The 25007-nt window shown below is 75.6% G+C and carries 21 protein-coding genes and 4 tRNA genes; 15 read left to right on the top strand and 10 right to left on the bottom strand.

Annotation, left to right across the window (positions count from 1 at the left end; genetic code table 11):
* Window positions 1–73 precede the first annotated feature (73 nt).
* Window positions 74–472 (bottom strand): TOBE domain-containing protein, encoded by a 399-nt coding sequence (locus H9657_RS00540; protein ID WP_191779290.1) that lies wholly within the window; start codon window positions 470–472, stop codon window positions 74–76.
* Window positions 473–577: 105 nt separating this feature from the next.
* Here H9657_RS00540 and H9657_RS00545 point away from each other — a divergent pair, with 105 nt between their 5' ends.
* Entirely contained in the window at window positions 578–1033 is a 456-nt protein-coding gene (locus H9657_RS00545; RefSeq protein WP_191779292.1) for a molybdenum cofactor biosynthesis protein MoaE, read from the top strand.
* A 19-nt stretch (window positions 1034–1052) separates the two neighbouring features.
* Here the strand turns inward: H9657_RS00545 and H9657_RS00550 are convergent, their stop codons facing one another.
* Together H9657_RS00550 and moaA are read right to left on the bottom strand one after the other, a co-directional pair.
* A complete protein-coding gene (locus tag H9657_RS00550; RefSeq protein ID WP_191779294.1) occupies window positions 1053–1358 on the bottom strand; it encodes a MoaD/ThiS family protein in 306 nt (101 codons plus the stop codon).
* 4 nt (window positions 1359–1362) lie between these two features.
* Window positions 1363–2412, bottom strand: coding sequence for a GTP 3',8-cyclase MoaA (gene moaA / locus H9657_RS00555; RefSeq protein WP_191779296.1), 1050 nt, complete (start codon window positions 2410–2412; stop codon window positions 1363–1365).
* Window positions 2413–2499: 87 nt separating this feature from the next.
* Here moaA and H9657_RS00560 point away from each other — a divergent pair, with 87 nt between their 5' ends.
* The 3 genes from H9657_RS00560 to H9657_RS00570 are packed head-to-tail and all read left to right on the top strand — an operon-like array spanning window position 2500 to window position 4716.
* Window positions 2500–3747, top strand: coding sequence for a molybdopterin molybdotransferase MoeA (locus H9657_RS00560; protein WP_191779297.1), 1248 nt, complete (start codon window positions 2500–2502; stop codon window positions 3745–3747).
* Window positions 3744–4223 carry a cyclic pyranopterin monophosphate synthase MoaC gene (gene moaC / locus H9657_RS00565; protein WP_191779299.1) on the top strand — a complete coding sequence of 160 codons (480 nt, stop codon included), beginning with the start codon at window positions 3744–3746 and terminating at the stop codon, window positions 4221–4223. Before H9657_RS00560 ends, moaC begins: the two co-directional genes overlap by 4 nt.
* Window positions 4216–4716, top strand: a complete 501-nt coding sequence (locus tag H9657_RS00570) for a MogA/MoaB family molybdenum cofactor biosynthesis protein (RefSeq protein WP_191779301.1) — start codon at window positions 4216–4218, stop codon at window positions 4714–4716. Before moaC ends, H9657_RS00570 begins: the two co-directional genes overlap by 8 nt.
* 21 nt (window positions 4717–4737) lie before the next feature.
* Here H9657_RS00570 and H9657_RS00575 read toward each other — a convergent pair whose 3' ends face one another.
* Window positions 4738–5079 (bottom strand): cupin domain-containing protein, encoded by a 342-nt coding sequence (locus H9657_RS00575; RefSeq protein WP_191779303.1) that lies wholly within the window; start codon window positions 5077–5079, stop codon window positions 4738–4740.
* Between the two features lie 293 nt (window positions 5080–5372).
* Here H9657_RS00575 and H9657_RS00580 point away from each other — a divergent pair, with 293 nt between their 5' ends.
* Together H9657_RS00580 and H9657_RS00585 are read left to right on the top strand one after the other, a co-directional pair.
* Window positions 5373–6794, top strand: coding sequence for an MFS transporter (locus tag H9657_RS00580; protein ID WP_404813121.1), 1422 nt, complete (start codon window positions 5373–5375; stop codon window positions 6792–6794).
* Window positions 6794–10963 carry a bifunctional nitrate reductase/sulfite reductase flavoprotein subunit alpha gene (locus H9657_RS00585; RefSeq protein WP_191779304.1) on the top strand — a complete coding sequence of 1390 codons (4170 nt, stop codon included), beginning with the start codon at window positions 6794–6796 and terminating at the stop codon, window positions 10961–10963. Before H9657_RS00580 ends, H9657_RS00585 begins: the two co-directional genes overlap by 1 nt.
* A 16-nt stretch (window positions 10964–10979) precedes the next feature.
* Here H9657_RS00585 and H9657_RS00590 read toward each other — a convergent pair whose 3' ends face one another.
* The gene (locus H9657_RS00590) at window positions 10980–12563 is read right to left on the bottom strand and encodes a molybdopterin-dependent oxidoreductase (RefSeq protein ID WP_404813122.1); all 1584 of its coding nucleotides are present in this window, start codon (window positions 12561–12563) and stop codon (window positions 10980–10982) included.
* Window positions 12564–12758: 195 nt separating this feature from the next.
* Here H9657_RS00590 and nirB point away from each other — a divergent pair, with 195 nt between their 5' ends.
* The 6 genes from nirB to H9657_RS00620 all read left to right on the top strand — a co-directional run bounded on the left by nirB (window position 12759) and on the right by H9657_RS00620 (window position 19734).
* Window positions 12759–15317 (top strand): nitrite reductase large subunit NirB, encoded by a 2559-nt coding sequence (gene nirB / locus H9657_RS00595; RefSeq protein WP_191779306.1) that lies wholly within the window; start codon window positions 12759–12761, stop codon window positions 15315–15317.
* On the top strand, window positions 15314–15733 hold the full coding sequence (locus tag H9657_RS00600) for a nitrite reductase (NAD(P)H) small subunit (protein WP_191779308.1): 420 nt from the start codon (window positions 15314–15316) through the stop codon (window positions 15731–15733). Before nirB ends, H9657_RS00600 begins: the two co-directional genes overlap by 4 nt.
* On the top strand, window positions 15730–16998 hold the full coding sequence (gene cobA, locus H9657_RS00605; protein ID WP_191779310.1) for a uroporphyrinogen-III C-methyltransferase: 1269 nt from the start codon (window positions 15730–15732) through the stop codon (window positions 16996–16998). The genes H9657_RS00600 and cobA overlap by 4 nt, the downstream gene beginning before the upstream one ends.
* Window positions 16999–17006: 8 nt before the next feature.
* Window positions 17007–18116 (top strand): uroporphyrinogen-III synthase, encoded by a 1110-nt coding sequence (locus tag H9657_RS00610; protein ID WP_191779917.1) that lies wholly within the window; start codon window positions 17007–17009, stop codon window positions 18114–18116.
* Entirely contained in the window at window positions 18113–18853 is a 741-nt protein-coding gene (locus H9657_RS00615; protein ID WP_191779312.1) for a sirohydrochlorin chelatase, read from the top strand. Before H9657_RS00610 ends, H9657_RS00615 begins: the two co-directional genes overlap by 4 nt.
* Window positions 18854–18939: 86 nt before the next feature.
* Window positions 18940–19734 carry a glycosyltransferase family 2 protein gene (locus H9657_RS00620; protein ID WP_318241202.1) on the top strand — a complete coding sequence of 265 codons (795 nt, stop codon included), beginning with the start codon at window positions 18940–18942 and terminating at the stop codon, window positions 19732–19734.
* A gap of 241 nt (window positions 19735–19975) precedes the next feature.
* Here the strand turns inward: H9657_RS00620 and H9657_RS00625 are convergent, their stop codons facing one another.
* The 4 genes from H9657_RS00625 to H9657_RS00640 form a co-directional block, all read right to left on the bottom strand.
* Window positions 19976–20143, bottom strand: a complete 168-nt coding sequence (locus H9657_RS00625; protein WP_191779314.1) for a hypothetical protein — start codon at window positions 20141–20143, stop codon at window positions 19976–19978.
* Between the two features lie 416 nt (window positions 20144–20559).
* A tRNA-Val gene (locus H9657_RS00630) sits at window positions 20560–20634 on the bottom strand.
* 16 nt (window positions 20635–20650) lie between these two features.
* A tRNA-Cys gene (locus H9657_RS00635) sits at window positions 20651–20721 on the bottom strand.
* A gap of 49 nt (window positions 20722–20770) precedes the next feature.
* Window positions 20771–20842 (bottom strand) — tRNA-Gly (locus tag H9657_RS00640).
* 184 nt (window positions 20843–21026) lie between these two features.
* Here H9657_RS00640 and H9657_RS00645 point away from each other — a divergent pair.
* On the top strand, window positions 21027–21890 hold the full coding sequence (locus tag H9657_RS00645; RefSeq protein ID WP_191779316.1) for an aminotransferase class IV: 864 nt from the start codon (window positions 21027–21029) through the stop codon (window positions 21888–21890).
* Between the two features lie 82 nt (window positions 21891–21972).
* On the opposite strand, the gene H9657_RS00650 is transcribed toward H9657_RS00645, so the two are convergent.
* Window positions 21973–22401 (bottom strand): SsgA family sporulation/cell division regulator, encoded by a 429-nt coding sequence (locus tag H9657_RS00650; protein WP_191779318.1) that lies wholly within the window; start codon window positions 22399–22401, stop codon window positions 21973–21975.
* A gap of 355 nt (window positions 22402–22756) precedes the next feature.
* Here H9657_RS00650 and H9657_RS00655 point away from each other — a divergent pair.
* Both H9657_RS00655 and H9657_RS00660 read left to right on the top strand, forming a co-directional pair.
* Window positions 22757–22828: transfer RNA gene (locus H9657_RS00655), tRNA-Val, on the top strand.
* An 80-nt stretch (window positions 22829–22908) separates the two neighbouring features.
* Window positions 22909–24975 (top strand): NAD(+) synthase, encoded by a 2067-nt coding sequence (locus tag H9657_RS00660; protein WP_191779320.1) that lies wholly within the window; start codon window positions 22909–22911, stop codon window positions 24973–24975.
* Window positions 24976–25007 lie beyond the last annotated feature (32 nt).

Below are 25007 nucleotides of genomic sequence, written 5' to 3' on the forward strand. Positions count from 1 at the left end.
GGCGCCCCGGGGGCCGGGGCGCCGCAGCCGGTCACGACGAGCGCGAGACCGACGGCGGCGGCGCGGGCGCGCCTCATCGGCCCTCGACGTGCTCGACGGCGACGTCCGTGGCCTTGACCGAGGCGACCGCGACGACCCCGGGCTCGAGGCCCAGCTCGTCGGCCGCCTCGCGGCTGATGAGGGAGACGACCCGGTAGGGGCCGGCCTGGATCTCGACCTGGGCCATCACGGTGTCGCGCACGACGCGCGTGACGATGCCCCGCAGGCGGTTGCGGGTGGAGCGGCGGGCGCTGCCCGGCTCCGGCTCCGCGCCGAGGGCCCGTGCGAGCTCGGCGAGCGCGAGGCCGTCGACCTCGTGGTGGCCACCGGGACCGCGCGTCGACGCGAGGCGGCCGGAGTCGATCCAACGCCGCACGGTGTCGTCGCTCACCCCGAGCAGCGTCGCGGCGTCCGTCACCCGGTAGGTCGGCATGGGGCCAGACTAGGCGCGCAACGCCGCAGGTGCGGCGGGATCCGGCTGTCGGCACCGCAGGTGCGGGATCGACCCGGGATCGGCGCACCGCCCTAGGCTGGTCCGGTGACCACCGACGACTCGCGCCTGCACGCGCCCGCCCGCCGCGTCGCCGTCGCGCAGGTCACCACGGACCCCGTCGACGTCGACGCGCTGGCACGTGCCGTGGGGGACGACGCCGCCGGCGCCGTCGTCACGTTCGCCGGGGTCGTCCGCGACCACGACCGCGGACGCGGCGTCACGGGCCTGGAGTACGTGGCGCACCCGGACGCGCAGGACGTCGTGCGCCGCGTCGTCGCCGACGTCGCGGCCCGCAGCGACGTCGACGCCGTCGCGTGCGTGCACCGCGTCGGCGTGCTCGCGGTGGGGGACTGCGCGCTCGGCGTGGCGGTCTCGGCCGCCCACCGGCAGCAGGCCTTCGCGGCCGCGGCCCTGCTCGTCGACGAGATCAAGGCGCACCTGCCGGTGTGGAAGCGCCAGGACCTGGCGGCCGGCGGCCACGAGTGGGTGGGCAGCGCCTGACCCGACCGGCTACCGGCGTTCAGCCGCCCGCGAAGGGCGGCAGCACGTCGACGCGCACGGCGGCGCCGACGCGAGCGTCGCGGTCGCGGTGCAGCACGCCGTCGACGAGCAGCGCGCAGCGTGCCGCGACGTCGGCCAGTGCCGGGCCGTGCCGCTCGGCGAGTGCGTCGAGGAGACCTCCGACGGTCGTCCCGGGCGGCAGGTCGACGTGCTCCTCCTGGACGCCCGCCGCCTCGGCCGCGGCGGCGAAGTACCGGACCTCGACGCGGCCGGTGCGCACGCCGGTGCCCGTCGTGCCGCCCACCGGTGCGGGCTGGGGGGTCATCGCGTCATCCTCCGATCGCGCTCATGGTCCGTGCGGGCTGCAGGAAGGTCGGGTCGTCGATGCCGTGGCCCGCGGCCTTGCCCAGCATCGCGGAGCGCCACGCGTCGGCCACGGCGTCGTCGTCGGCGCCGCCGCGCAGCAGCCCGCGCAGGTCGTCCTCCTCACGCGCGAACAGGCAGCTGCGGACCTGCCCGTCGGCGGTCAGGCGGGTCCGGTCGCACGCGCCGCAGAACGGCCGCGTCACCGAGCCGATGACGCCGACCGTGGCACCCGGGAACCCGCGGACGTGCCAGGTCTCGGCCGGGGCCCCGCCGCGCGCGCCGTCGGGCTCGGCCTCGAGGACGAACGCCGCGGCGAGCGCGTCGAGGATCTCCTGGGCCGTCACGAGGTCCTCGCGCCGCCACGAGCCGTGCGGGCCGAGCGGCATCTGCTCGATGAAGCGCAGGTGGTACCCGTGCTCGAGCGCCCACGTCAGCAGCGGCACGGCCTCGTCGTCGTTGACGCCCCGCACCAGCACGGTGTTGACCTTGACCGGCGCCAGCCCCGCGGCCGACGCCGCGGCCAGCCCCGCGAGCACGTCCGCGTGCCGGTCACGACGCGTGATGGTCGCGAAGCGCGCGGGGTCCAGGGAGTCCAGGGACACGTTGACGCGGTCGAGCCCCGCGTCCGCCAGCGCGCGGGCGCGCTTGTCCAGCCCGAGCCCGTTGGTCGTCAGGGCCGTGCGCACGGGTTCCCCGTCCGCGGTGCGCAGCTGCCCGGTCGCCGCGACGATGCCCTCGAGCCCGCGCCGCAGCAGGGGCTCACCGCCCGTGAACCTCACCTCGCGGATGCCGAGCCGCTCGACACCGATGCGGACCAGGCGCACCACCTCGGCGTCGGTGAGCACGGTGTCGTCCGGTGCCCACGGCAGCCCCTCGGCCGGCATGCAGTAGCTGCAGCGCAGGTTGCACCGGTCGGTCAGGGACACGCGCAGGTCGGTCGCGACCCGGCCGTACCGGTCGACCAGGCCCCCCTCGCGCGGCGCCGCGGCACCCGCGGCGCTCACGGCTCGCATCCTGTGATGATACGGACACCCCTGCGCGCCGCACGCGCCTGCCCGCCGCCGGGCGGGGCGGCCGGTGCGTCGCAGTAGGTTGGGCGCATGGTCGACGCCCCCGCCGGAGCAGCGCTCGCGGTGCGCACGGTCCGCTCGCTCGACGAGCACGCCGCGGCCGTGCTCGCGCTGGCAGGGCCACTGCCGGCGGTGCACGTCGCGATCGGCGAGGCCCGCGGTCGCGCGCTCGCGTCCGACGTCACCGCCGCGGTGGACCTGCCGCCGTGGGACAGCTCGGCGATGGACGGTTACGCGGTGCGGGCGGACGACCTGCGGCCGGGTGCGGTCCTGGACGTCGCCGACGACGTCCCCGCGGGCGACACGCGCACCGTCGAGCTGCCCGCCGGGGTCGCCGTGCGCATCATGACGGGCGCGCCCGTGCCGTCGGGCGCCGACGCCGTGCTGCCGGTCGAGCTCACCGACGGCGGCACGAGCCGCGTCCGCGTCGACGGTGCGGTGGCCGTGGGCGCGCACGTGCGGCGGCGCGGCGAGGACGTGCGCGCGGGCGACGTCGTGCTGCGCGCCGGGGACGTGGTGGGCCCCGGTGCGGTGGGGCTGCTGGCCGCGACCGGGCACGCGCGCGTCGAGGTGCACGCGCGCCCGCGCGTCGCGGTGCTGTCGACGGGCTCCGAGCTCGTCGCCCCGGGCGAGCCGCTGCGCCACGGCCAGATCCACGAGTCCAACGGCCCGCAGCTGGCCGCCGCCGCGACCGCGGCCGGCGCCGACGTCGTCGCGGTCGTCGTGGTGCGCGACGACCTGACCGCCGTGCGGGCCGCGCTGGCCGACCTCGCGGCGCGGGCCGACCTGGTCGTCACCACGGGTGGCGTGTCGGTCGGGGCGTACGACGTGGTCCGCGACGCGCTGCTCGCCGACGGCGACGCCGAGCTGGTGCACGTGCGCATGCAGCCCGGCAAGCCGCAGGCGGTCGGCGTGCTCCGCGGCGGCACACCCGTGCTCGCGCTGCCCGGCAACCCCGTGAGCTCGTTCGTGTCCTTCGAGGTGTTCGTCCGACCGCTGCTGCGCCGCATGCTCGGCGCGCGCGACGTGCACCGCCGCACGCTCACCGCCACGCTCGCGGCGGGGCTCCGGTCACCGGCGGGGCGCCGCCAGCTCCTGCGCGCGCGCCTCGACTGGAGCACGGGCGCACCCGTCGCCGACCTCGTCGGCGGCCCCGGCTCGCACCTGCTGGGCGCGCTCGCCCGGGCGGACGCGCTCGTCGACGTCCCCGAGGACGTCACCGAGCTGGCGGCGGGGTCCCCCGTGGCCGTCATCGACCTGAAGGAGCACGACGCGTGACCCAGCACGACCGCCTGACCCACGTCGACGCGCACGGCGCGGCCCGCATGGTCGACGTCGCCGACAAGGACGTCACCGTCCGCAGCGCCCGCGCCACGGGCCGGCTCGTGACGACGCCCCAGGTCGTCGCGCTGCTGCGCGGCGAGGGTGTGCCCAAGGGCGACGCGCTCGCGGTCGCGCGCATCGCCGGCATCCAGGCCGCCAAGCGCACGCCCGACCTCGTGCCGCTGTGCCACCCGATCGCGATCCACGGCGTGCGCGTCAACCTCGAGGTCGTCGACGACGGCGTCACGGTCGACGCGACCGTGCGCACGGCCGACCGCACCGGGGTCGAGATGGAGGCGCTGACGTGCGTCGCGGCTGCCGGGCTGACCCTGATCGACATGGTCAAGGCGGTCGACCGCGGCGCGTACCTCACCGACCTGCGGGTCGAGGAGAAGTCCGGCGGCCGCAGCGGGACGTGGACGCGTGAGTGACGTGCCCGACGCGGCACCGCGTGCGGTGGTCGTGACCGCGTCGGACCGCGCCGCCGCGGGGCAGTACGACGACGTGTCCGGGCCGCTGCTCGTCGACGGGCTGCGCGCGCTGGGCATGGACGTGGCAGCGCCGGTCGTCGTGCCCGACGGGATGCCGGTGGAGCGCGCGCTGCGCGCCGCCGTCGCGGACGGTGCCGCGCTGGTCCTCACGACGGGTGGCACGGGTCTGGCACCCCGCGACATGACGCCCGAGGCGACGCTCGCGGTGGTCGACCGGGTGGTCCCCGGCATCGCCGAGGCGCTGCGCGCCGACGCGGTCCGCCGGGGCGTGCCCGCGGGGGTCCTGTCGCGCGGGGTCGCGGGCGTGGCCGGACGCACGCTCGTCGTCAACGTCGCGGGGTCCACGGGCGCCGCGCGGGACGCGCTCGAGGTGCTGGCCGACGTGCTGCCGCACGCGCTGTCCCAGCTGGCGGGCGGCGACCACCCGGCCTGACGGGCGGCGGTCGCCCGCTCGTCAGCCGTGCGGCTGCGTCGCGACGTTGGTGACCGTGGTGAGCAGCACGACGCTGTCCTCGATCGCGACGACGGAGTGGCGCTCGTGCGTCAGCTCCCACAGCTCGCCCGCGGCGACCTCCTGCTGCACGGTGTCGTCGACCTCGACGCGCACGTGGCCGCTCAGGGCCTGCAGGCTCGCGGCCGGCGGTGAGGAGTGCTCACCCAGCCGGGCCCCGGCCACGAGCGCGAGGACGGTCTGGCGCAGCTCGCCGTCGTGCACCACGAGCTGGGCGCTGCGGCCGTGCGGGTCGGTGCGGGCGGCGGCGAGCAGCTCGGTGGACAGGGTGCGCAGGTCGGGCATGGGGCGATCCTCCCAGGGGTCGGGTCCGGGGCACGGTCCGGCGTGCCGGACCCCAGCCTGCGCCAGGCGAGCCCCACGCGCCACGTCGCGACGTCTTCTCACACCACCGGGAGCGCCCGTGTGCGCTGAACGTTCGCGGCGGGTTACGCGGGCACGTGATCGGGCGAAACACGCCGTCCCTAGCGTCGGAGCACGACGCCGGCACCTCGCGGCGCCACCCGCCGGGTGACGACCCGGCCCCGACGCCCGCAGACGCGTGCCCGAGCACGCGGCCCGACGCCCGGAGGCTCCCCGTGACCCAGACCCCCACGACGCCCGCACCCCCCGAGGACCCGCCCGCAGCGGCCACGACCGCGACCCGGCACGGCGCCGGCGCCGTCGTGCTGACCCCCGCGGGGACCATGCCCGAGCTCGTGCGCCACCGCGGCCGCTGGCTGCACGGCTGGGACCCGGAGGCACCCGACCAGTGGCGGTCGGTCGGGCGCGGGGTCGCACGGCGCAACCTCACGCTGTCGATCTTTGCCGAGTTCCTCGGCTTCGCCGTGTGGGCGCTGTGGAGCATCGTCGTGCCGCAGCTCCCGGAGGCGGGCTTCGCGCTGACGTCCGACCAGATGTTCTGGCTCATCGCCGTGCCCTCGCTCGTCGGGGCGACGCTGCGCATCCCGTACACGTTCGCGGTCCCCGTCTTCGGCGGCCGCAACTGGACGATCGTGTCCGCCCTGCTGCTGCTCGCACCGGCCGGTGCGCTCGCGTGGGCCGTCCAGCGGCCGGACCTGTCCTTCACGGTGCTGCTGGTCGTCGCCGCGCTCGCCGGCGTCGGCGGCGGCAACTTCGCCTCCTCGATGGCGAACATCTCGTTCTTCTACCCCGAGCGGGAGAAGGGCCGGGCGCTGGGCCTCAACGCCGCCGGCGGCAACATCGGCACCGCGGCGGTGCAGCTCGCGGTGCCGCTGGTCATCGTCATCGGCGCGGGCGTGCACCTCGAGCGCGCCGGCCTGATGTTCGTGCCCCTCGCGGTCCTCGCCGCCGTGCTCGCGTGGCGGTACATGGACAACGTCAAGGACGCCGCGGCCGACCCGCGGGCCTACGGCTCGGCGGCCCGCCAGAAGCACACCTGGGTCATCTCGTTCATCTACATCGGCACGTTCGGGTCGTTCATCGGGTTCTCGGGTGCGTTCCCGACGCTGCTGAAGAACGAGTTCCCCGGCATGACGCTGTCGATCGCGTTCCTCGGGGCCCTCGTCGGGTCGGTCGCGCGGCCCGCCGGCGGGATCCTCGCCGACCGGCTGGGCGGCGCGCGCGTGACGGTGGTCGCGTTCGCGGTCATGGCCGCGGGGACGGTATCGGCCATCTTCGCCCTGCGCTCGGGGTCGTTCGGCCTGTTCTTCGGCTCGTTCCTCCTGCTGTTCCTCGCGACGGGCGCCGGCAACGGCTCGGTCTACCGCATGATCCCCGCGGTGTTCCGCCACGGTGCGGGCGACGCGACCGACCGGGCCCGGCGTGCCAAGGTCGCGGCCGGGTGCATCGGCATCGCCGGGGCCGTGGGAGCGGTCGGCGGGTTCCTCATCCCGCGCGGCTTCGCCGTCTCCACCACGGCGACCGGCGGGATCGAGACCGCGCTGTGGGTGATCGTCGCGATGTACGGCGTCATGGCCACCACGACGTGGCTCGTGTACGGCCGCCGCGGCTCGTCGTTCGGCGACGCCCTCATCTGATGACGCTCACGACGACCGCGCAGCCCGGGCGCACGGCCGCGACGCAGGTCGCGACCGTGTGCTCGTACTGCGGTGTGGGGTGCGGCATCGTGCTCGACGTCGGCGACGACGGCACGGTGACCCGCGCGAGCGGCGACCGGTCGCACCCCGCCAACGCCGGGCGCCTGTGCACCAAGGGCGCGACGAGCGCGACGATGCTCGCGGCCGGCGGGCGGCTCACGACCGCGCTGGTGCGCCCCGAGCGCGGTGCGGCGCCCGTGCCGGCCGACGTCGATGCGGCGATCGCGACGGTCGCGCACCGGCTGCGCGAGATCCTCGACCGCGACGGGCCCGACGCGATCGCGCTGTACGTGTCCGGGCAGATGAGCATCGAGGCGCAGTACCTGGCCAACAAGCTCGCGAAGGGCTTCTGGCGCACCAACCAGATCGAGTCCAACTCGCGGCTGTGCATGGCCAGCGCGGGCACCGGGTACAAGCTGTCGCTCGGCTCGGACGGCCCGCCGGGGTCGTACGACGACCTCGACCACGCCGACGTCTTCCTCCTGGTCGGCGCCAACATGGCCGACTGCCACCCGGTGCTGTTCCTGCGGCTGCTCGACCGCGTGAAGGCGGGCGCGAAGCTCGTCGTCGTCGACCCGCGCCGCACCGCGACCGCTGACAAGGCCGACCTCTTCCTGCAGGTGCGCCCAGGCTCGGACCTCGCGCTGCTCAACGGGCTCCTGCACCTGCTCGTGGAGGCGGGCGCGGTCGACGAGGAGTTCGTCGCCGAGCACACGCAGGGCTGGGAGCAGATGCCGGCGTTCCTGGCCGACTACCCGCCCGACGTCGTCGAGGAGCTCACCGGCGTGCCCGCCGCGGACCTGCGGGCCGCCGCCGACCTCATCGCCGGCGCCGGCGACTGGGTCTCGTGCTGGACCATGGGCCTCAACCAGTCGACCCACGGCACGTGGAACACGAACGCCCTGGTCAACCTCCACCTCGCGACGGGTGCGATCGGACGGCGGGGGAGCGGCCCGTTCTCCCTGACCGGGCAGCCCAACGCCATGGGCGGGCGCGAGATGGGCTACATGGGCCCGGGCCTGCCCGGGCAGCGCAGCGTCCTGGATGCCGACGACCGCGCCTTCTGCGAGGACCTGTGGGGCGTGCCGCGCGGCACGATCCGCGCGGACGGCGTGGGCACCGGCACGGTCGACATGTTCCGTCGCATGGCCGACGGCGACATCCGCGCGTGCTGGGTGATCTGCACCAACCCGGTCGCGTCGGTCGGCAACCGGCGCACCGTCATCGAGGGGCTCGAGCGCGCCGAGCTCGTCGTGACGCAGGACGTGTTCGCCGACACCGAGACCAACGCGTACGCCGACGTCGTCCTGCCCGCCGCGATGTGGTCCGAGGCCGACGGCGTCATGGTGAACTCCGAGCGCACCATGACCCTGGCCCGCCGTGCGCTGGCCGCCCCCGGGCAGGCGCTGCCCGACTGGGAGCTCATCGCCCGGGTCGCGACCGCGATGGGCTACGACGGGTTCGCCTACGGCTCGCCGCAGGAGGTCTTCGACGAGCTGCGCCGGGCGTCCAACCCGCGCACCGGGTACGACCTGCGCGGCGTCACCTACGACCGGCTGCGGCGCGAGCCCGTGCAGTGGCCCTGCGCGTCGCCCGACGCGCCCGCGCGCAACCCCGTGCGCTACCTCAACGACGGCGAGCACCGGCCGGTCCTGACGCACCCCGACGGCACGCGCCCGCGCCTGGCCTTCGCGACGCCCACCGGCAGGGCGGTCTTCCACGCGCGTCCGCACGCCGACCCGGCCGAGATGCCCGACGACGACCACCCGTTCTGGTTCACGACCGGACGCGTGCAGCACCAGTGGCACACCATGACCAAGACGGGGAAGGTCCCGGCGCTCAACAGGCTCGAGCCCGGACCGTTCGTCGAGGTGAACCCCGCCGACGCGGCGCGCCTGGGCCTGACGGACCGCGCCCCCGTCGAGGTCGCGTCGCGCCGCGGCCGTGCCGTGCTGCCCGTCGTCGTCACGGACCGCGTCCCCGCCGGGACCTGCTTCGCGCCCTTCCACTGGAACGACGTCTTCGGGGAGTACCTCGCCGTCAACGCCGTGACCAACGACGCCGTCGACCCGCTGTCCTTCCAGCCCGAGCTCAAGGCCTGTGCGGTCGCGCTGACTCCCGTGGCGGTCGTGGACGTCGGTCCGGCCCTCGACCAGGCCCCGGCCGAGCCGCGCCCTGAGGCGGTGATCGACGGCCCGGCGACGATGCGCGCGCTCGCGGCCGCGCTCGGCGTCGACGACGTCGCACCGCCCGCCCTCGGAGACGACGAGCGCCGCTACCTCGCGGGCTTCCTCGCCGGCCTCGGCGGGGGTGCGGCCGGCACGCCGGTGCTGCCGCCGACCGCGCCGCTGCGCGGCGACCACGCGCTGTGGGTCGACGGCGTGCTGGCGGGCATGTTCTCGCGCGCCCCCGCGCCACCGCGGGGTGCGACGTCCGCGCGGACCGTGACGGTCCTGTGGGCCTCGCAGACCGGCACGGCCGAGGAGGTCGCGGGCGTCGTCGCACAACGTCTCGCGGACGCGGGCCGCACACCCCGCGTCGTCGCGATGGACGACGCGCTCGACGACCTGCCGCGCCACGGTGACGCCGTCCTGGTCACCAGCACCTTCGGTGACGGGGATGCACCCGACAACGGCACCGCGCTGTGGGACCTGCTGGCCGACCCGCACGCGCCGTCGTTCAGCGGTGCACGGTTCGCGGTGCTGGCGCTCGGCGACCCCACGTACGACCGGTTCTGCGGGCACGGGCGCCGGCTCGACCACCGGCTCGCCGAGCTGGGCGGGCAGCGGCTCGTCGACCGCCTCGAGCGCGAGCCGGGGGACGACGCGGCCGTCGAGCGCTGGCTCACCGCGCTGGTCGCCGCGCTGACCGGTGCCGCGGACCCGGAGGGTGACAGTCCCACCGGGGCCGTCGTCCGGCGCGACGCGACGACGACCGCACCGCGCGGGCCGGCGCCCGGTGCTGCGTCACCGGCGCGTGCCACGCGGGCGGCACCCGGGACCGCGCGCCTCGTCGGACGCCGCCGCCTCGGCGATCCGGGCTCGGCCAAGGAGGTGCGCGAGATCCTCCTCGACACGTCGGGCTCACCGCTGCCCGTGCCGTACCGCGCGGGCGACGCGCTCGCGGTGCGGCCCGTGACGCCGCTCGCGCTCGTCGAGGAGTGGCTGGCCGCGACGGGCCTGGACGCCGACGCGCCCGTCGTCCTCGGTGGCGTGGTGCGTCCGCTGCACGAGGCGCTGGCGACGGGGCTCGACCTGGGCCGTCCCGCGCCCGCGCTGCTGCGGTTCGTCGCCGATCGCGCCGCGGGCACGGCCGGCACCGAGCTGCAGCGTCTGCTGCGCAGCGAGAACCGGCAGGACCTCGCGGCGTGGACGTGGGACCGCGGGGTCGTCGACGTGGTCGTCGGGCACCGTGTGGAGGCGACCGCCCAGGAGTGGGTCGACGCGCTGCGTCCGCTGCAGCCGCGCGCCTACTCGATCTCCTCGAGCCCGGCGGTCGACCCACGGCTCGTGCGGCTGACGGTGTCGGTGGTGCGCTGGGCGAGCCCGGCGGGGCGTCCGCGCGGCGGCACGTGCTCGACGTTCCTCGCCGACGCGGGGCCGGACACCGAGGTCGCCGTGCACGTGCAGGGGAGCACGCACTTCCACCCGCCCGACGACCCGTCGGTACCCGCGGTCATGGTCGGGCCGGGGACGGGCGTGGCGCCCTTCGTCGGCTTCCTCGCCGAGCGCGAGGCGCGCGGGCACACCGGGGACAACTGGCTGGTGTTCGGCGAGCAGCACGCGGCGACCGACTTCTGGTACCGCGACGAGCTCGACGCGTGGCGCGAGCGCGGCGTGCTGACGCGGCTCGACACCGCGTTCTCGCGGGACCAGCGGCAGAAGGTCTACGTGCAGGACCGGCTGCGCGAGCAGGGCGCCGCGCTGTGGGCGTGGCTCGAGCGGGGGGCGCACGTGTACGTCTGCGGCGACGCCGCACGCATGGCACCGGACGTGGACGCCGCGCTGCGCGACGTCGTGGCCCGGCACGGCGGGCTCTCCGGACCGGAGGCGTCCGCGCACGTCAAGCGCCTGGCCGCCGACCGCCGCTACGCGCGCGACGTGTACTGAGGAGGTCGGGCCGGTGTCAGGCCACGCGCACGAGGACGGTGTCGTAGCCGCTCGCGCCGTCGGGCACGACGTCGGCGGGGACAGCGGTCTGGGGGCCTTCGGGGTCCCAGGCGCGCACGGCCAGGCGGTGCTCGCCGGCCGGGGCGTCCGGCCACGTCCAGCGCCACTGCCGCCACGTGTCGACGCCCGCGTCGGCCGCCAGGTCGGCGTCCTGCCACGGCCCCTCGTCCACGCGCACCTGGACGCGCTCGACCCCGCGGTGCTGGGCCCACGCGGTGCCCGCGACGACGACGTCCCCGGCGCCGACGTCGTCGCCCGGGCGCGGCACCTCGATGCGCGACTGCGTCTTGACGGGCCCGCGCCGCGACCACCCGCGCGCGGTCCAGTACGCCTCGGCGCGGTCGAACCGGGTCACCTCGAGCTCGGTGACCCACTTGGTCGCCGACACGTAGCCGTACAGGCCCGGCACGACCATGCGCACCGGGAACCCGTGCTCGGGCGGCAGCGGCTCGCCGTCCATGGCGATCGCGAGGAGCGCGTCCCGGTCGTCGGTGAGCGCCTCGATCGGGGTGGACGCGGTGAACCCGTCGACGCTGCGCGAGAGCACCATGTCGGCGTCCGCGGTCGGGACGGCGCGCGCCAGCAGCTCGCGCACGGGCAGGCCGAGCCAGCGCTGGTTGCCCACGAGGTCCCCGCCGACGGGGTTGGAGACGCAGGCGAGCGTCACCCACGCCTCGACCAGGTCGCTGGCGAGGAGCTCGTCCCAGCCGATCTCGACCTCCTGCTCGACCATGCCGTGCACGCGCAGCCGCCAGCGCGCGGGGTCGACCTGCGGCACGACCAGCGCCGTGTCGATGCGGTAGAAGTCCGCGGGGGGCGTCGCCCAGGGCCCGACGCCCTCGACACCCACGTCGACGGCGGCCGGGGGCACGGGTGCCGGTCGGGCGGGTGCGGGCAGCCGCAGCGACGCGCGGACGGCCTGCGCGCCGCGGGCACCCGTCGCGGCGACGCGACCCACGACCGTGCCGACCACACCCGCGGCGGCGACCAGGACCGTCATCTGCAGGAACGTGCGCCGACCGGACCGGTGCACCGTGGCCTCGCCGCCCGGAGCCGCGGGCGAGGACGCGCCGTCGGGCAGCCGCCCCAGCAACGTGCTCAGGGCCCACAGGCCGGCGCCCGCCCCCGCCAGCGCGGGCAGCGGTGCGAGCACACCGGCGTCGGGCCGCGTCATGGCCGCGAGGGCGGCCAGCCCGCCGAGGGCCACCACCACGAGGGCGCCCCACGCCCAGCGCCGACGTGCGAGGACCCCGGCGGCGGCGGCCAGCGCCGCGAGCACGAGCACCTCACCGGCGCCCAGCGCGATCTTGTCCGCCGTGCCGAACGCCACGACCGCCCAGTCCTTGAGCCACCCGGGCGTCGCGTCGACGAAGGCGGCACCGACAGCCACCAGGGGGTCGCTCGACGGCCCGGCGAGCACCGCGAGCAGCGCGCCGACGCCCACGGTGAGGGCGCCCGCCGCGAGCCCGGCGAGGGCGGCGCGCGCATCGGCCTGCCGGGCCGGGCCGCCGGCGCGCACGTCCACCCGCAGGTCCGTCACGAGCGCCACGGTAGGTCGTCGCGTCCTGCCCCGCCAGGCCGGCCCTCACATCGGGGGCGCCGCGGGTGAGAGGGAAAAGTTCCGGCGCGGAAACGGGCGCGGGTGCCTGGCCGAAACCCCCCGTTCGTAGCGTCGTCGACACGCCCCACCCCCCGCTCGCCGCACGGACCGCACCGATCTGCACCAGGAGGCCCCATGGACCCCCGTCACCTCGTCGTCGTCGGCGGCGGCATGGTGGCGCAACGCCTCGTCGAGGCGCTGCGCGACCGCGACACCACCGGCACCTGGCGGGTCACGGTGCTGGCCGAGGAGCCCCGCCGGCCCTACGACCGGGTCGCGCTCACGAGCTACTTCTCGGGGCGCTCGCCCGAGGACCTGTCGCTCGGCGACCCCGCGCTGTGGGACGACCCGCTCGTCACGCTCGTGCGCGGCGACAAGGCCGTCGGGATCGACCGCGACGCCCGCGTGGTCACGGCCGAGTCGGGGCGCACGTTCGCCTACGACCACCTCGTGCTGGCGACCGGGTCGTACGCCTGGGTGCCGCCCATGGAGGGCGCCGAGCTCGACGGTGTCTTCGTCTACCGGACGCTCGACGACGTCGCGGCCCTGCGCGGCTACGTCAACGGCCTGGCCGAGGAGCGGACCGTGCGCGGCGTCGTGCTCGGCGGCGGCCTGCTGGGGCTCGAGGCCGCGGGTGCGCTCGACGCGCTCGGCGCCCGGCCCACCGTGCTGCAGGTCGACACGCACCTCATGTCCGCGCAGGTCGACCTCGGGGGCGGCGAGGCGCTGCGGCGCCTGGTCAACCGGCTCGGCATCGGCGTGCGCACGCAGTCGATGACGACGCGTGTCGTGCCGCACCGGCGCGGCGGCGTGGGCCGCGTGGAGCTCGCCGACGGCACACGGCTCGACGCGGACGTCGTCGTCGTGGCCGCGGGCGTCCGCCCGCGCGACGAGCTGGGGCGGGGGTCGGGGCTGGCGATCGGACCGCGCGGCGGTGTCGTCGTCGACGACACGTGCCTGACGGCGGACCCGCACGTGTCGGCCGTCGGCGAGGTCGCCTGCATCCAGGGCGCCTGCATCGGCCTGGTCGCGCCCGGGTACACGATGGCCGAGGTCACGGTCGACCGGCTCCTGGGCGGCGGTGCCGTGTACGCCGGTGCCGACACGGCCACCAAGCTCAAGCTCGCGGGCGTCGACGTCGCGAGCTTCGGCGACGCGTTCGCCCGGACCCCCGGCGCGCTCGAGGTCGTGTGGGCCGACCCGGTCGGCGGCGTGTACAAGAAGCTCGTCATGTCCGACGACGCCCGCACGCTGCTCGGCGGGGTCCTCGTCGGCGACGCGTCGGCGTACGCCAGCCTGCGGCCCATGGTCGGGCGCGAGCTGCCGGGCGACCCCGCCGCGTTCCTCCTCCCCGAGGGCGGCGCGGGTGCACCCGACCTCGAGCTGCCCGACGACGCGAGCGTGTGCTCGTGCAACAACGTGTCCGCCGGCACGATCCGGCACGCCGTGGGTGAGGAGGGCTGCCACGACCTCGGTGCCGTCAAGGCGTGCACGCGCGCCGGGACGAGCTGCGGGTCCTGCCTGCCGCTGGTCAAGAAGCTCATGGCCACCGAGCTCGGCAAGCTCGGCGTCACCGTCAGCAGCGCGCTGTGCGAGCACTTCTCGCTGTCCCGTGCGCAGCTCTACGACGCGGTCAGGGTCGCGGGCCTGCGCACGTTCACCGAGGTGGTCGAGCGGTTCGGCACCCACGGGCGTGGCTGCGACATCTGCCGCCCCGCCGTCGCGTCGATCCTGGCGACCACCGCACCCGCGCACGTCCTGGACGGTGAGCGCGCCGCGCTGCAGGACACCAACGACCACGTCATGGCGAACCTGCAGAAGGACGGCTCGTACTCGGTCGTGCCGCGCATGGCGGGCGGCGAGGTGACGCCCGAGGGGCTCATCGCCGTCGGCGAGGTCGCCCGCGACTTCGGCCTCTACACCAAGATCACCGGCGGGCAGCGCGTCGACATGTTCGGGGCGCGCATCGACCAGCTGCCGCTGATCTGGCGCCGCCTGGTCGACGCGGGCTTCGAGTCGGGGCACGCGTACGGCAAGTCGCTGCGGACCGTGAAGTCGTGCGTCGGCTCGACGTGGTGCCGGTTCGGCGTCCAGGACTCGGTCGCGCTCGCCGTCATGCTCGAGCTGCGGTACCGCGGCCTGCGCTCGCCGCACAAGATCAAGCTGGGGGTCTCGGGCTGCGCGCGCGAGTGCGCCGAGGCCCGCGGCAAGGACGTCGGCGTCATCGCGACGGACAAGGGCTGGAACGTCTACGTGGGCGGCAACGGCGGCTTCACGCCGCGGCACGCGCGGTTGCTCGCCGAGGACCTCGACACCGAGACCCTGGTGCGGACCATCGACCGCTTCCTGCTCTACTACGTGCGCACCGCGGACCGGCTGCAGCGCACGGCCCCCTGGATCGAGGAGGTCGAGGGCGGCCTGGACGGTGTGCGGGCGGTCGTCATGGACGACGCCCTGGGCATCTGCGCCGACCTCGACGAGCAGATGGCGCGCCATGTCGAGGACTACGAGGACGAGTGGCGCTCGACGCTGGACGACCCCGAGAAGCTGCAGCGGTTCGCGTCGTTCGTCAACGCGCCCGACGTGGCCGACCCGTCCTTGGCGTACGTCCCCGAGCGCGGCCAGGTCCGCCCCGCGACAGCCGACGAGCGCGCCGTGCTCGTCGCCGGCACCACCCTGGAGGTCCGCTCGTGACGACCCTCGACGACGTGTCCACCACGTGGCTGACCGTGTGCCGGCTGCGTGACCTCGCGTACGAGCGCGGCGCCGCGGCCCTGGTCCCGGACGAGGTCGCCGGCCGGCCCGTCCTGACGCAGGTCGCGCTGTTCCGCCTGCTCGACGAGAGCGTGCTCGCCGTCCAGCAGCACGACCCGTTCTCCGACGCGCACGTCATCGCGCGCGGCATCGTCGGCACCCGCCGCGTCGCGGAGCAGGACGTGCCCACGGTCGCGTCTCCCATGTACAAGCAGGTGTTCGACCTGCGGACGGGCGTCTGCCTCGACCCGGCCGGCAAGGAGCCGGTGGCCGGCCGGTCGCCGGACCTGCGGACGTGGACCGTCGAGGTCGTCGACGGCGACGTGCGCGTGGCCGTGGGCGGCGGTGCCGGGTGACCGCGCTGCTCGGGGTCGAGCTGGCCGGGCGGGCGGTGCTCGTCGTCGGCGGGGGACCGGTGGCCGCACGGCGCGCCGAGGCGCTCGCCGACGAGGGTGCGCACGTGCACGTCGTCGCACCGCAGCTGTGCGAGCCGCTCGCCGACCTCGTGGTCGCCGGGCGTGCCCGCTGGTCCGACCGCGAGGTCGTCGAGACCGACCTCGACGAGGTGTGGCTCGTGCACACCGCGACGGGGGAGCGGCACACCGACACGTCGGTCGTCGCGTGGGCGTCCGCGCGCCACGTCTTCTGCGTGGACGCGGGCGGTCCGCGCCGTCCCGCTGCGGGCACCGCACGCACGCCCGCGACGACGCGCGTCGGTGACGTGCTCGTCGGTGTCGTGTCGACCACGGGCGCGGACCCGCGACGCAGCGTCCAGGTGCGCGACCGCCTCGCGGCGCTGCTGCGCGCCGGGGACGTCGACCTGCGGAGGCGCCGGGCCGCCCCCGACCGCGGACGGGTCGTCCTGGTCGGCGGAGGGCCGGGGGACGTGGGGCTGCTCACCGTCGCCGGACGACGCGCGCTGGCCGAGGCCGACGTCGTGGTCGCCGACCGGCTGGGTCCCACCGACGTGCTCGACGAGCTCCCCGCCGACGTCGAGGTCATCGACGTGGGCAAGTCGCCGGGCCACCACCCCGTGCCGCAGGACGAGATCAACCGGATCCTCGTCGAGCAGGCGCAGCGCGGACGCCTCGTGGTGCGGCTCAAGGGCGGCGACCCGTTCGTCTACGGGCGCGGCGGCGAGGAGGTCGTCGCCTGCCGGGCCGCGGGCGTGCCCGTCACGGTCGTGCCCGGCGTGAGCAGCGCCTTCGCGGCGGCCGCGGCGGCGGGCATCCCGCTGACCCACCGCGGCGTCGTCGGCGCGGTGCACGTCATGAACGGGACGGACGGCTGGTCGGCGGCCGCGCTCACCGGTCTGCGGGACGGCTCGTGCACCGTCGTCGTCCTCATGGGCGTCGCGGCGCTGCCCGGGCTCGTGCGCGACGCGCTCGCGGGCGGCGTGGACCCCGACGTCCCCGTCGCCGTCGTCGAGCGTGCCACGCTCGTCGACCAGCGCGTGACGCGGGCCCCGCTCCACGAGGTCGCGGCGCTCTGCGCGGCCCGCGGGGTGCGCTCACCCGCCGTCGTCGTGCTCGGCGAGGTCACCCGGCCCGGGCTCCTGGACGGTCCGGCGGACGTGCCGGTGGACGCGGACGCCGCCGACCCGGCGAGAATGGGCGCGTGACGGGGGAGATGATCGACCAGACGCTGGCCGGCTGCGTCGTGCTCGTCACGGCCGACCGCCGGGCCGCCGAGCTGAGCGCGGCCCTCGAGCGGCGCGGCGCGAGCGTGCGGCACGCGCCCGCGCTCGGCATGGTGCCGCACACCGACGACGCGCTGCTGCTCGAGCGGACGCGCGACCTGCTCGCCGACCCGCCGGACACGCTCGTCGTGACCACGGGCATCGGGTTCCGCGGGTGGATCGAGGCGGCGGACGCCGCCGGCGTCGCCGACCGCCTGCTCGAGGTGCTCGGCGCGAGCCGGATCGTCGCGCGCGGCCCCAAGGCGCGCGGCGCCATCCAGGCCGCAGGCCTGAGCGCCGACTGGGTCGCCGAGTCGGAGACCAGCGCCGAGATCGCCGAGACGCTGCTCGACGAGGGCGTCGCGGGCCGCGACATCGTCGTCCAGCACCACGGCGCCGGCGCCGACGGGCTCGACGAGGCGTTCGCGGCCGCCGGTGCGCGGGTGCGCAGCGTCGTCGTGTACCGCTGGGGCCCGCCGCCGGACCCCGCGCTCGTCCGCGAGTCGGCACGCGCGGTCGCCGACGGCGAGATCGACACGGTCGTCTTCACGTCCGCGCCCGGTGCCGCCGCGTGGGTCGCCGCCGCCGTCGAGGCCGACGCCCTCGACGGCGTGCTGCGCCGCCACCGGTCCGGCGGCGTGGTGTTCGCGGCCGTCGGGCCCGTGACGGCCCGGCCGCTGCAGGACGCGGGGATCGAGCCGCTGGTCCCCGACCGTGGACGTCTCGGCTCGCTCGTGCGGGCCGTCGTCACGCACTACGGAGGGCTCGAGGCGCTCGACACCGTCGCCGGACCGCTGCGCGTGCGTCGTGGCGCCGCCGTGCTCGACGGCCGGGTCCTGCCGCTGTCACGCACGGGGCTCGAGGTGCTGCGGCTGCTGGCGCACGCGCGCGGCTCGGTCGTGCCGCGCGAACGGGTCCTGGCCGCGCTGCCGGGGGTATCGTCCGACCCGCACGCGGCCGAGGTCGCGATCGCCCGGCTGAGGGACGCCTCCGGCAGCCGCGCGCTCATCCGCACGGTGGTCAAGCGCGGCTACCGGATCGAGCTCCAGGAGCAGACATGACGTCGCACGTCCCCCCCGCTCCCGTGCTCGTCGGCTGCTCGCACGGCACCGACAGCGTGACGGGGCGCGCGGCGATCGCGTCGATCCTCCGGGACGTGGCCGCGGCCCGGCCCGACCTCGACGTGCGCGAGGCGTTCGTCGACGTGCAGCAGCCGGAGCTGCCCGACGTCGTCGCCGGCGCCGTCGTGCAGGCCCCGGCGGTCGTCGTGCCGCTGCTGCTCTCGACCGGCTTCCACGTCAAGACGGACGTCGCCGAGGCCGTCGACCGGCCCGGTGCGGCGGCGGGCCGGCCGATGGGACCGGACCCGCGTCTCGTGGAGATCCTCGCCGACCGGCTCGCGGCGGTGCAGGTCGCGCCCGAGGACGCGGTCGTCGTCGCCGCAGCCGGGTCCAGCGACCCGGACGCCGCGACGGCCGTGCGCGAGGTCGTCGCCGGGCTCGCCGCGCACCTCGGGCGACCCGTGACCGTCGGGTACGGGTCCGGGGCGCACCCCCGCGTGCCCGTGGCGGTCGCGGCCGCGCGCGCGGGGCTCGCCCCCGGTGGCCGCGTCGTCGTCGCCTCCTACCTGCTCGCGCCGGGCTTCTTCCTCGACCGCGTGCACGAGGCCGGCGCCGACGTCGTCACGGCGGCCCTCGCCCCGGACCCGCGGCTCGCGCAGATCGCGCTCGACCGGTACGACGAGGTGGCGGCGCGGGCGTCGGCGACGTGGCCGTCGGACGTCGCGGCCGACGCCTGAGGCACGACTCACCCTGCTGCGGGGTGGCCTCCGAGCCGCACGCCCGTGAGGATCGTCCCCATGAGCACGTACGTCGCCGGTGGACCGTGACGAGGGCGGACGCGGGCGACCCCGCATCCGTGCGCACCACCGGGCAGGACTCCGCCGCGGTGCCGCGCACCGGGAGCGCGACCGTCTCGGTGGTCATCCCCGTCCGGGACGACGCGCAGCACCTCGACGCGTGCCTCGCGCTGCTGGGGCGCCAGACCCGACGGCCCGACGAGGTCGTCGTCGTCGACAACGGCTCGACCGACGCGAGCGCTCTGGTCGCGCGGCAGCACGGCGCTCGCGTCGTGGTCGAGCCGCGCCCCGGCATCCCCTACGCCGCCGCGGCCGGCTACGACGCCGCGCGCGGCGACCTGATCCTGCGGCTCGACGCCGACTCACGGCCCGGGCCGGACTGGGTGGCGCACGCGGTCAGGGTCCTCGCCGACCCGGACGTCGAGGCCGTCAGCGGTGCTGGGCGCTTCGACCTGCGCGGACCAGGTGGCGCGCTGCTCGCGCACGCGTACCTCGGTGCGTACTACACGCTCGGTCACCTCGCGGCGGGCCACCCGGTGATCTGGGGGTCGTCGGCTGCTTTCCGCGCGGACGCGTGGCGCCGCGTCCGGGAGCACATCACCCGGTCCGGTGACGTGCACGACGACCTGGACCTGGCGATGGCGCTCGGCCCCGACGCTCGCGTGATTGTGGACCGCACGTGGCGCGTCGGGGTCTCGGCGCGCTCGCTACGGCCCGGGCGGCAGTGGGTACGGCGCTTCGGGCGCGCGTTCCGCACGCTGCGCCGGCAGTGGGACGTCATGCCACCGTGGGAGCGCTGGCGGGTGCGCCTGCAGGGCTGACCGTGCAGAACAGCCGGTACTCGCGGGCCGTCGTGCCGAGGAGAGCAATCGGGGATGCGGCCGGATGCCGAACGCGGAGCCAGCCATGGACGGCGACGCGCCCTGATGACCAGTTGGCAGGTCGCCGGGAGCTGAGGCAGGGCTCGGCGTCGGGCGCGGGTTCCGCACGCTGCGCCGGCAGCGGGACGCCATGCCGCCGTGGGAGCGCTGGGGCTCCGGCTGCGCCGCTGAACCGCTGAGCTCAGCCCTTCTCGCACCGCTGGAGCTCCCGCGCCCACTGCTTCCCCTCGGAGCCGTGGTCCGCGAAGTGGTGGGTGGGCACGGGGTCGTGACACCAGCGGCGGAACGCGCAGCACAGCAGCGGGCCCCGCACGGCCGTCGACAGGGGGAGGAAGAGTGCGCCGCCCACGAGGATCAGTAGCGCGGCCGCCCACCAGGGGGGCGACGAGGGGGCGACGGGCGTGATCGCGGGGGTATGAGCGGACCGGGCATCTCGAACACCCCCTCGTGCGGGCAGACCGCGAGGACACCTGTGCCCGGGCACGACCAAGGCCCCAGGTCGATGACCCGGGACGTGGATGTCGAGCGGCTCACGCGCCTCCGCGCGTTGCAGGAGGACCTGGCTGTCACGGGTGAGCCTGTGCCGCAACGTGGTCCAGGGTGACGCTCGTACCCGCGCTCACCCGATCAGGTCCGGGCGTGGCGACGGGGCGCACTGCGCAACCCGGGTTCGGGGGCGCTCCTCCGTCGAGGGAACGAGGAGGTGGCTGCTGCGCGCTCCCTCCGGTACGACGAAGGCCCCAGGTCGATGACCTGGGGCCTTGCTGGTGGGCGATACTGGGATCGAACCAGTGACCTCTTCCGTGTCAGGGAAGCGCGCTACCGCTGCGCCAATCGCCCATGGGAGTGCAATACGAGGTGGAGACGGGATTCGAACCCGTGTATACGGCTTTGCAGGCCGCTGCCTCGCCTCTCGGCCACTCCACCGCTGAGACCGCAGTCCACAACGGCTGGGAGCCGAAGGGGATAGCCTCCGAGCGGACGACGGGATTCGAACCCGCGACCCTCACCTTGGCAAGGTGATGCTCTACCACTGAGCCACGTCCGCGCGTCAGTTCCGCCGTTTCACCGGCGTTCCTGGTGCGTCGAAGACTCTAGACGACAAACTCGTGGAGAGTCCAACTGGCCCTCGTCAGCGGGTCGCCAGACACGTCTGCCGACCCGGCCCCGGGGGTGCGCGCCGCCGTCGTGACGGGCGTCGCCGCAGGTGTCGTGGGTGGGAGGATGAGCGCGTGGACCTCGCGATCTGGGCCGGCGGACGGCTGCGCACGCCGGACGAGCCGGTGCTCGCAGCCGTCGACCACGGGCTCACCGTCGGGGACGGGGTGTTCGAGACGTGCGCCGTCCACCGCGGTACCGCCTTCGCGCTCACGCGCCACCTCGCCCGCCTCGAGGCGTCGGCCCGCGGGCTCGGCCTGCCGCCCCTGCCGATGGACGAGGTCCGCGAGGGTGTCCGCGCGGTGCTCCGGGCCGCGGGGGAGCACGCTGGGCGCCTCCGCATCACCGTCACCGGCGGCCCCGGCCCGCTGGGCTCGCACCGCTACCCGGACGACGAGGTGCGCCCCACGGTGGTCGTCGTGGCAGGTCCTGCCGCGACGTCCGACGTCGCGCGTGCCGTGCGCGTCCCGTGGGTGCGCAACGAGCGCTCGCCGCTCGCAGGGCTCAAGACGACCTCGTACGGCGAGAACGTCGTCGCGCTCGCACGGGCGCGTGAGCGCGGTGCCGACGAGGCCCTGCTGGCCGACACCCGCGGACGCCTGAGCGAGGGCACCGGGTCCAACGTCTTCGTCGAGCTCGGCGGCGAGCTGCTCACGCCGTCGCTCGAGACCGGAGCGCTCGCGGGCGTCACGCGGGCCCTGGTGCTGCAGTGGGGCGCCGAGGCGCGTCTCCCGGTGCGCGAGGCGCGCCCCGACGAGCTGGCGTGGGAGGTGCTCGACGAGGTCGTCGCGGGTCGCGCGCACCTGGCGCTGACGGGATCGGTCCGCAACGTCACGCCCGTCGTGCGGCTCGACGACCACGACGTCGCCGTCGGTGCGCTGTCCCGCGAGGTCCAGCGGCTGTTCCTCGCGCGGCTGGACGACGACGTCGACCCCTGATCGCGTCGTGCCACGTGCGCCCGGACGCACGACAGCCGGCCCCGCGTCGCGGGACCGGCTGGAAGCCGTGGTGGCGCCGAGGTCAGGCGGTGAGGAGAGCCGCGATGAGCGCGGTGATCTCGCCCTCCATCTTGTCCGACTCGGCCCCGATGGGGACGAGGGCCTCGGTCGCGGCGATGAACCGCAGGAGTGGCTCGGTCGGCGCTGCGAGCAGCGCGCTGCCCTCCACGCCGGAGAGCGACACGAGGGTGTAGTCGGGGTCGTCGTCGCGCCACACCTGCACGTCGCCCGTGCCGGCCGGTGCGTCGGCGACCGCGTGCACACCCTGCGCCAGCAGCTCACGGCCGAGGAGCCAGGTCGACATCGTGTGGGCGCCGGTGAAGACGGCGCGCACCGTGTACGGGTCGGTGGTGCGGAAGCACATCTCTGCGGACACCGGGATGACGGTCGCGTCCGACCCGATGAGCTGCATGGCAACGACCTCGATGACGTCGTACGACGTATCCGTCATCGGGTCCTCCTGTCGCATGGTGGGGCCCCGATCGGGCCGTGAGGTCACATCATGGCAGGACGGATGTCCCATTGGACCGATGCTCGGGCACAGTTCACCCGCCCGGACCCTTTCAGGTGGTATGGAAAACGTTGCACATCGCTCTCTCGGGTGCCGAAGCCGACATTTCACCCCGGTTCGCCCGGGCATGTCCGCCCTCGGTCGGGCGTCGCGCCGCCCGTCGCGACGCGACGTCCGCCGGTTCGGAGATCTGCCCGACGTCCGCTAGCATCGTCTCCCGTGCCGCCTACGGGTGGTCCGCACGACTCCTGCCCACGGGCCGGGGAGGCGGGCACACGTGGCCGGCGCAGGCAGCGGGCGATTGGCTCAGTGGTAGAGCGCCTCGTTCACACCGAGGAGGTCACTGGTTCGAACCCAGTATCGCCCACCCGCACGAACGCCCCCGGCTTGAGCCGGGGGCGTTCGTCGTTCCAGGTGAGCGCGTCGTCGGCGTGCCAGACTCGCAGCGTGGACTTCCTCTCGGCCTACTCCCACGGGTTCGCGCGGGTCGCCGCGTGCACCGTGCCCGTCACCGTCGCGGACCCGGCGCGCAACGCGGCAGCCGTGATCGCCGCCGCACGCACGTGCCACGACGACGGCGTCGCGGTCGCCGTGCTCCCCGAGCTGTGCCTGTCCGGCTACGCGATCGACGACCTCTTCCTGCAGGACACGCTGCTCGACGCCGTGCGGGCGGCGCTCGGCGAGGTCGTCGCCGCGTCGAGGGACCTCCGTCCCGTGCTGGTCGTCGGGGCGCCTCTCGCGCACGGCAACCGGGTGCTCAACACCGCGGTCGTCGTCCACCGCGGACGCGTGCTCGGGGTCGCGCCCAAGTCCTACGTGCCGACCTACCGCGAGTTCTACGAGCGGCGCTGGTTCGGGCCCGGTGACGACGTGCGCGGCACGGTCACGGTCGCCGGCCAGGAGGCCCCGATCGGGCCCGACCTGCTCTTCGCCGCGACCGACGTCCCCGGCCTCGTCGTGCACGTCGAGGTCTGCGAGGACATGTGGGTCCCCGTCCCGCCGAGCGCGACCGCCGCGCTCGCCGGCGCGACGGTCCTCGTCAACCTGTCGTCCAGCCCCATCACGGTCGGGCGCGCCGAGGACCGCCGGCTGCTGGTGCGCTCGGCGTCCGCGCGGTGCCAGGCGGCCTACGTCTACGCGGCCGCGGGCGCGGGGGAGTCGACGACGGACCTGTCGTGGGACGGCCAGACGCTGCTGTACGAGCTCGGGGAGCTGCTCGCCGAGGGGGAGCGCTTCGTCGACGGCACCGTCGTGACGGTCGCGGACGTCGACCTGGACCGGGTGCGCCAGGAGCGGCTGCGCATGGGCACCTTCGACGACAACCGCCGCACCCTCGGCATGGCGCCCGCCGGGGCGTCGCACCGGACGGTCCGGTTCACGGTCGACCCACCGACCGGCGACATCGGCCTGCGGCGCGCGGTCGACCGCTTCCCCTTCGTGCCCGACGACCCGCAGCGTCTCGCGCTCGACTGCTACGAGGCCTACAACATCCAGGTCAGCGGGCTCGAGCAGCGGCTGCGCGCGGTCGGCGACGCGAAGGTGGTCATCGGGGTGTCCGGTGGCCTGGACTCGACCCACGCGCTGATCGTCGCGGCGAACGCGATGGACCGTCTCGGCCGGCCGCGCAGCGACATCCTGGCCTTCACGATGCCGGGCTTCGCGACGTCCGACGTGACGCTCGGCAGCGCGCTCGCGCTGATGGAGTCCCTGGGCACGACGGCCGAGACGCTCGACATCCGGCCTGCGGCCCGGCAGATGCTCGCCGACCTCGGGCACCCCGCGGGTGCCGGCGAGGAGGTCTACGACGTCACCTTCGAGAACGTGCAGGCAGGCCTGCGGACCGACTACCTGTTCCGTGCCGCCAACCAGCGCGGCGGGATCGTGCTGGGCACGGGCGACCTCTCCGAGCTCGCGCTCGGGTGGTGCACCTACGGCGTGGGCGACCAGATGTCGCACTACGCGGTCAACGCGGGCGTGCCCAAGACCCTCATCCAGCACCTCATCCGCTGGGTCGTCTCGCAGGACCACTTCGACGAGGCCACCAACGACGTGCTGCTGCGGGTCGTCGAGCAGGAGATCTCGCCGGAGCTGGTCCCGGCGCGCAAGGGTGAGCCGGTCCAGTCGACCGAGTCGACGATCGGTCCGTACGCGCTGCACGACTTCGCGCTCTTCCAGGTGCTGCGCCACGGCACGCGGCCGAGCAAGATCGCCTTCCTCGCGTGGCACGCGTGGCACGACGCGCAGGCGGGGGCGTGGCCGCCGGCGTGGCCCGACCACCGCCGTCCCGCGTACGACCTGCCCGCCGTCCGGCGCTGGCTCGAGGTGTTCCTGCGCCGGTTCTTCGCGAGCCAGTTCAAGCGCTCGGCGCTGCCCAACGGCCCCAAGGTCAGCGCCGGCGGGACGATGTCGCCCCGCGGGGACTGGCGCATGCCGTCCGACGCCTCGGTGGCCGCGTGGCTGGCCGAACTCGAGGCGCACGTCCCGCACGACCTGCCGTTCCACGGGTCCGCCTGACCCGCGGCGCGTATCAGGTCCTGGCGCGGGCG

It is taken from the genome of Cellulomonas avistercoris (genome assembly GCF_014836445.1).
GTDB classification, from domain to species: Bacteria; Actinomycetota; Actinomycetes; order Actinomycetales; family Cellulomonadaceae; genus Cellulomonas; species Cellulomonas avistercoris.

Excerpts from the sequence above, each read along its gene's own strand:
- H9657_RS00560 (WP_191779297.1), top strand. The coding sequence starts at position 2,500 with ATGGTCGACGCCCCCGCCGGAGCAGCGCTCGCGGTGCGCACGGTCCGC.
- H9657_RS00615 (WP_191779312.1), top strand. The coding sequence starts at position 18,113 with ATGACGTCGCACGTCCCCCCCGCTCCCGTGCTCGTCGGCTGCTCGCAC.
- H9657_RS00575 (WP_191779303.1), bottom strand. The coding sequence starts at position 5,079 with ATGCCCGACCTGCGCACCCTGTCCACCGAGCTGCTCGCCGCCGCCCGC.
- H9657_RS00610 (WP_191779917.1), top strand. The coding sequence starts at position 17,007 with ATGATCGACCAGACGCTGGCCGGCTGCGTCGTGCTCGTCACGGCCGAC.
- H9657_RS00550 (WP_191779294.1), bottom strand. The coding sequence starts at position 1,358 with ATGACCCCCCAGCCCGCACCGGTGGGCGGCACGACGGGCACCGGCGTG.
- H9657_RS00650 (WP_191779318.1), bottom strand. The coding sequence starts at position 22,401 with ATGACGGATACGTCGTACGACGTCATCGAGGTCGTTGCCATGCAGCTC.
- H9657_RS00585 (WP_191779304.1), top strand. The coding sequence starts at position 6,794 with ATGACGCTCACGACGACCGCGCAGCCCGGGCGCACGGCCGCGACGCAG.
- H9657_RS00540 (WP_191779290.1), bottom strand. The coding sequence starts at position 472 with ATGCCGACCTACCGGGTGACGGACGCCGCGACGCTGCTCGGGGTGAGC.
- nirB (WP_191779306.1), top strand. The coding sequence starts at position 12,759 with ATGGACCCCCGTCACCTCGTCGTCGTCGGCGGCGGCATGGTGGCGCAA.
- moaA (WP_191779296.1), bottom strand. The coding sequence starts at position 2,412 with ATGCGAGCCGTGAGCGCCGCGGGTGCCGCGGCGCCGCGCGAGGGGGGC.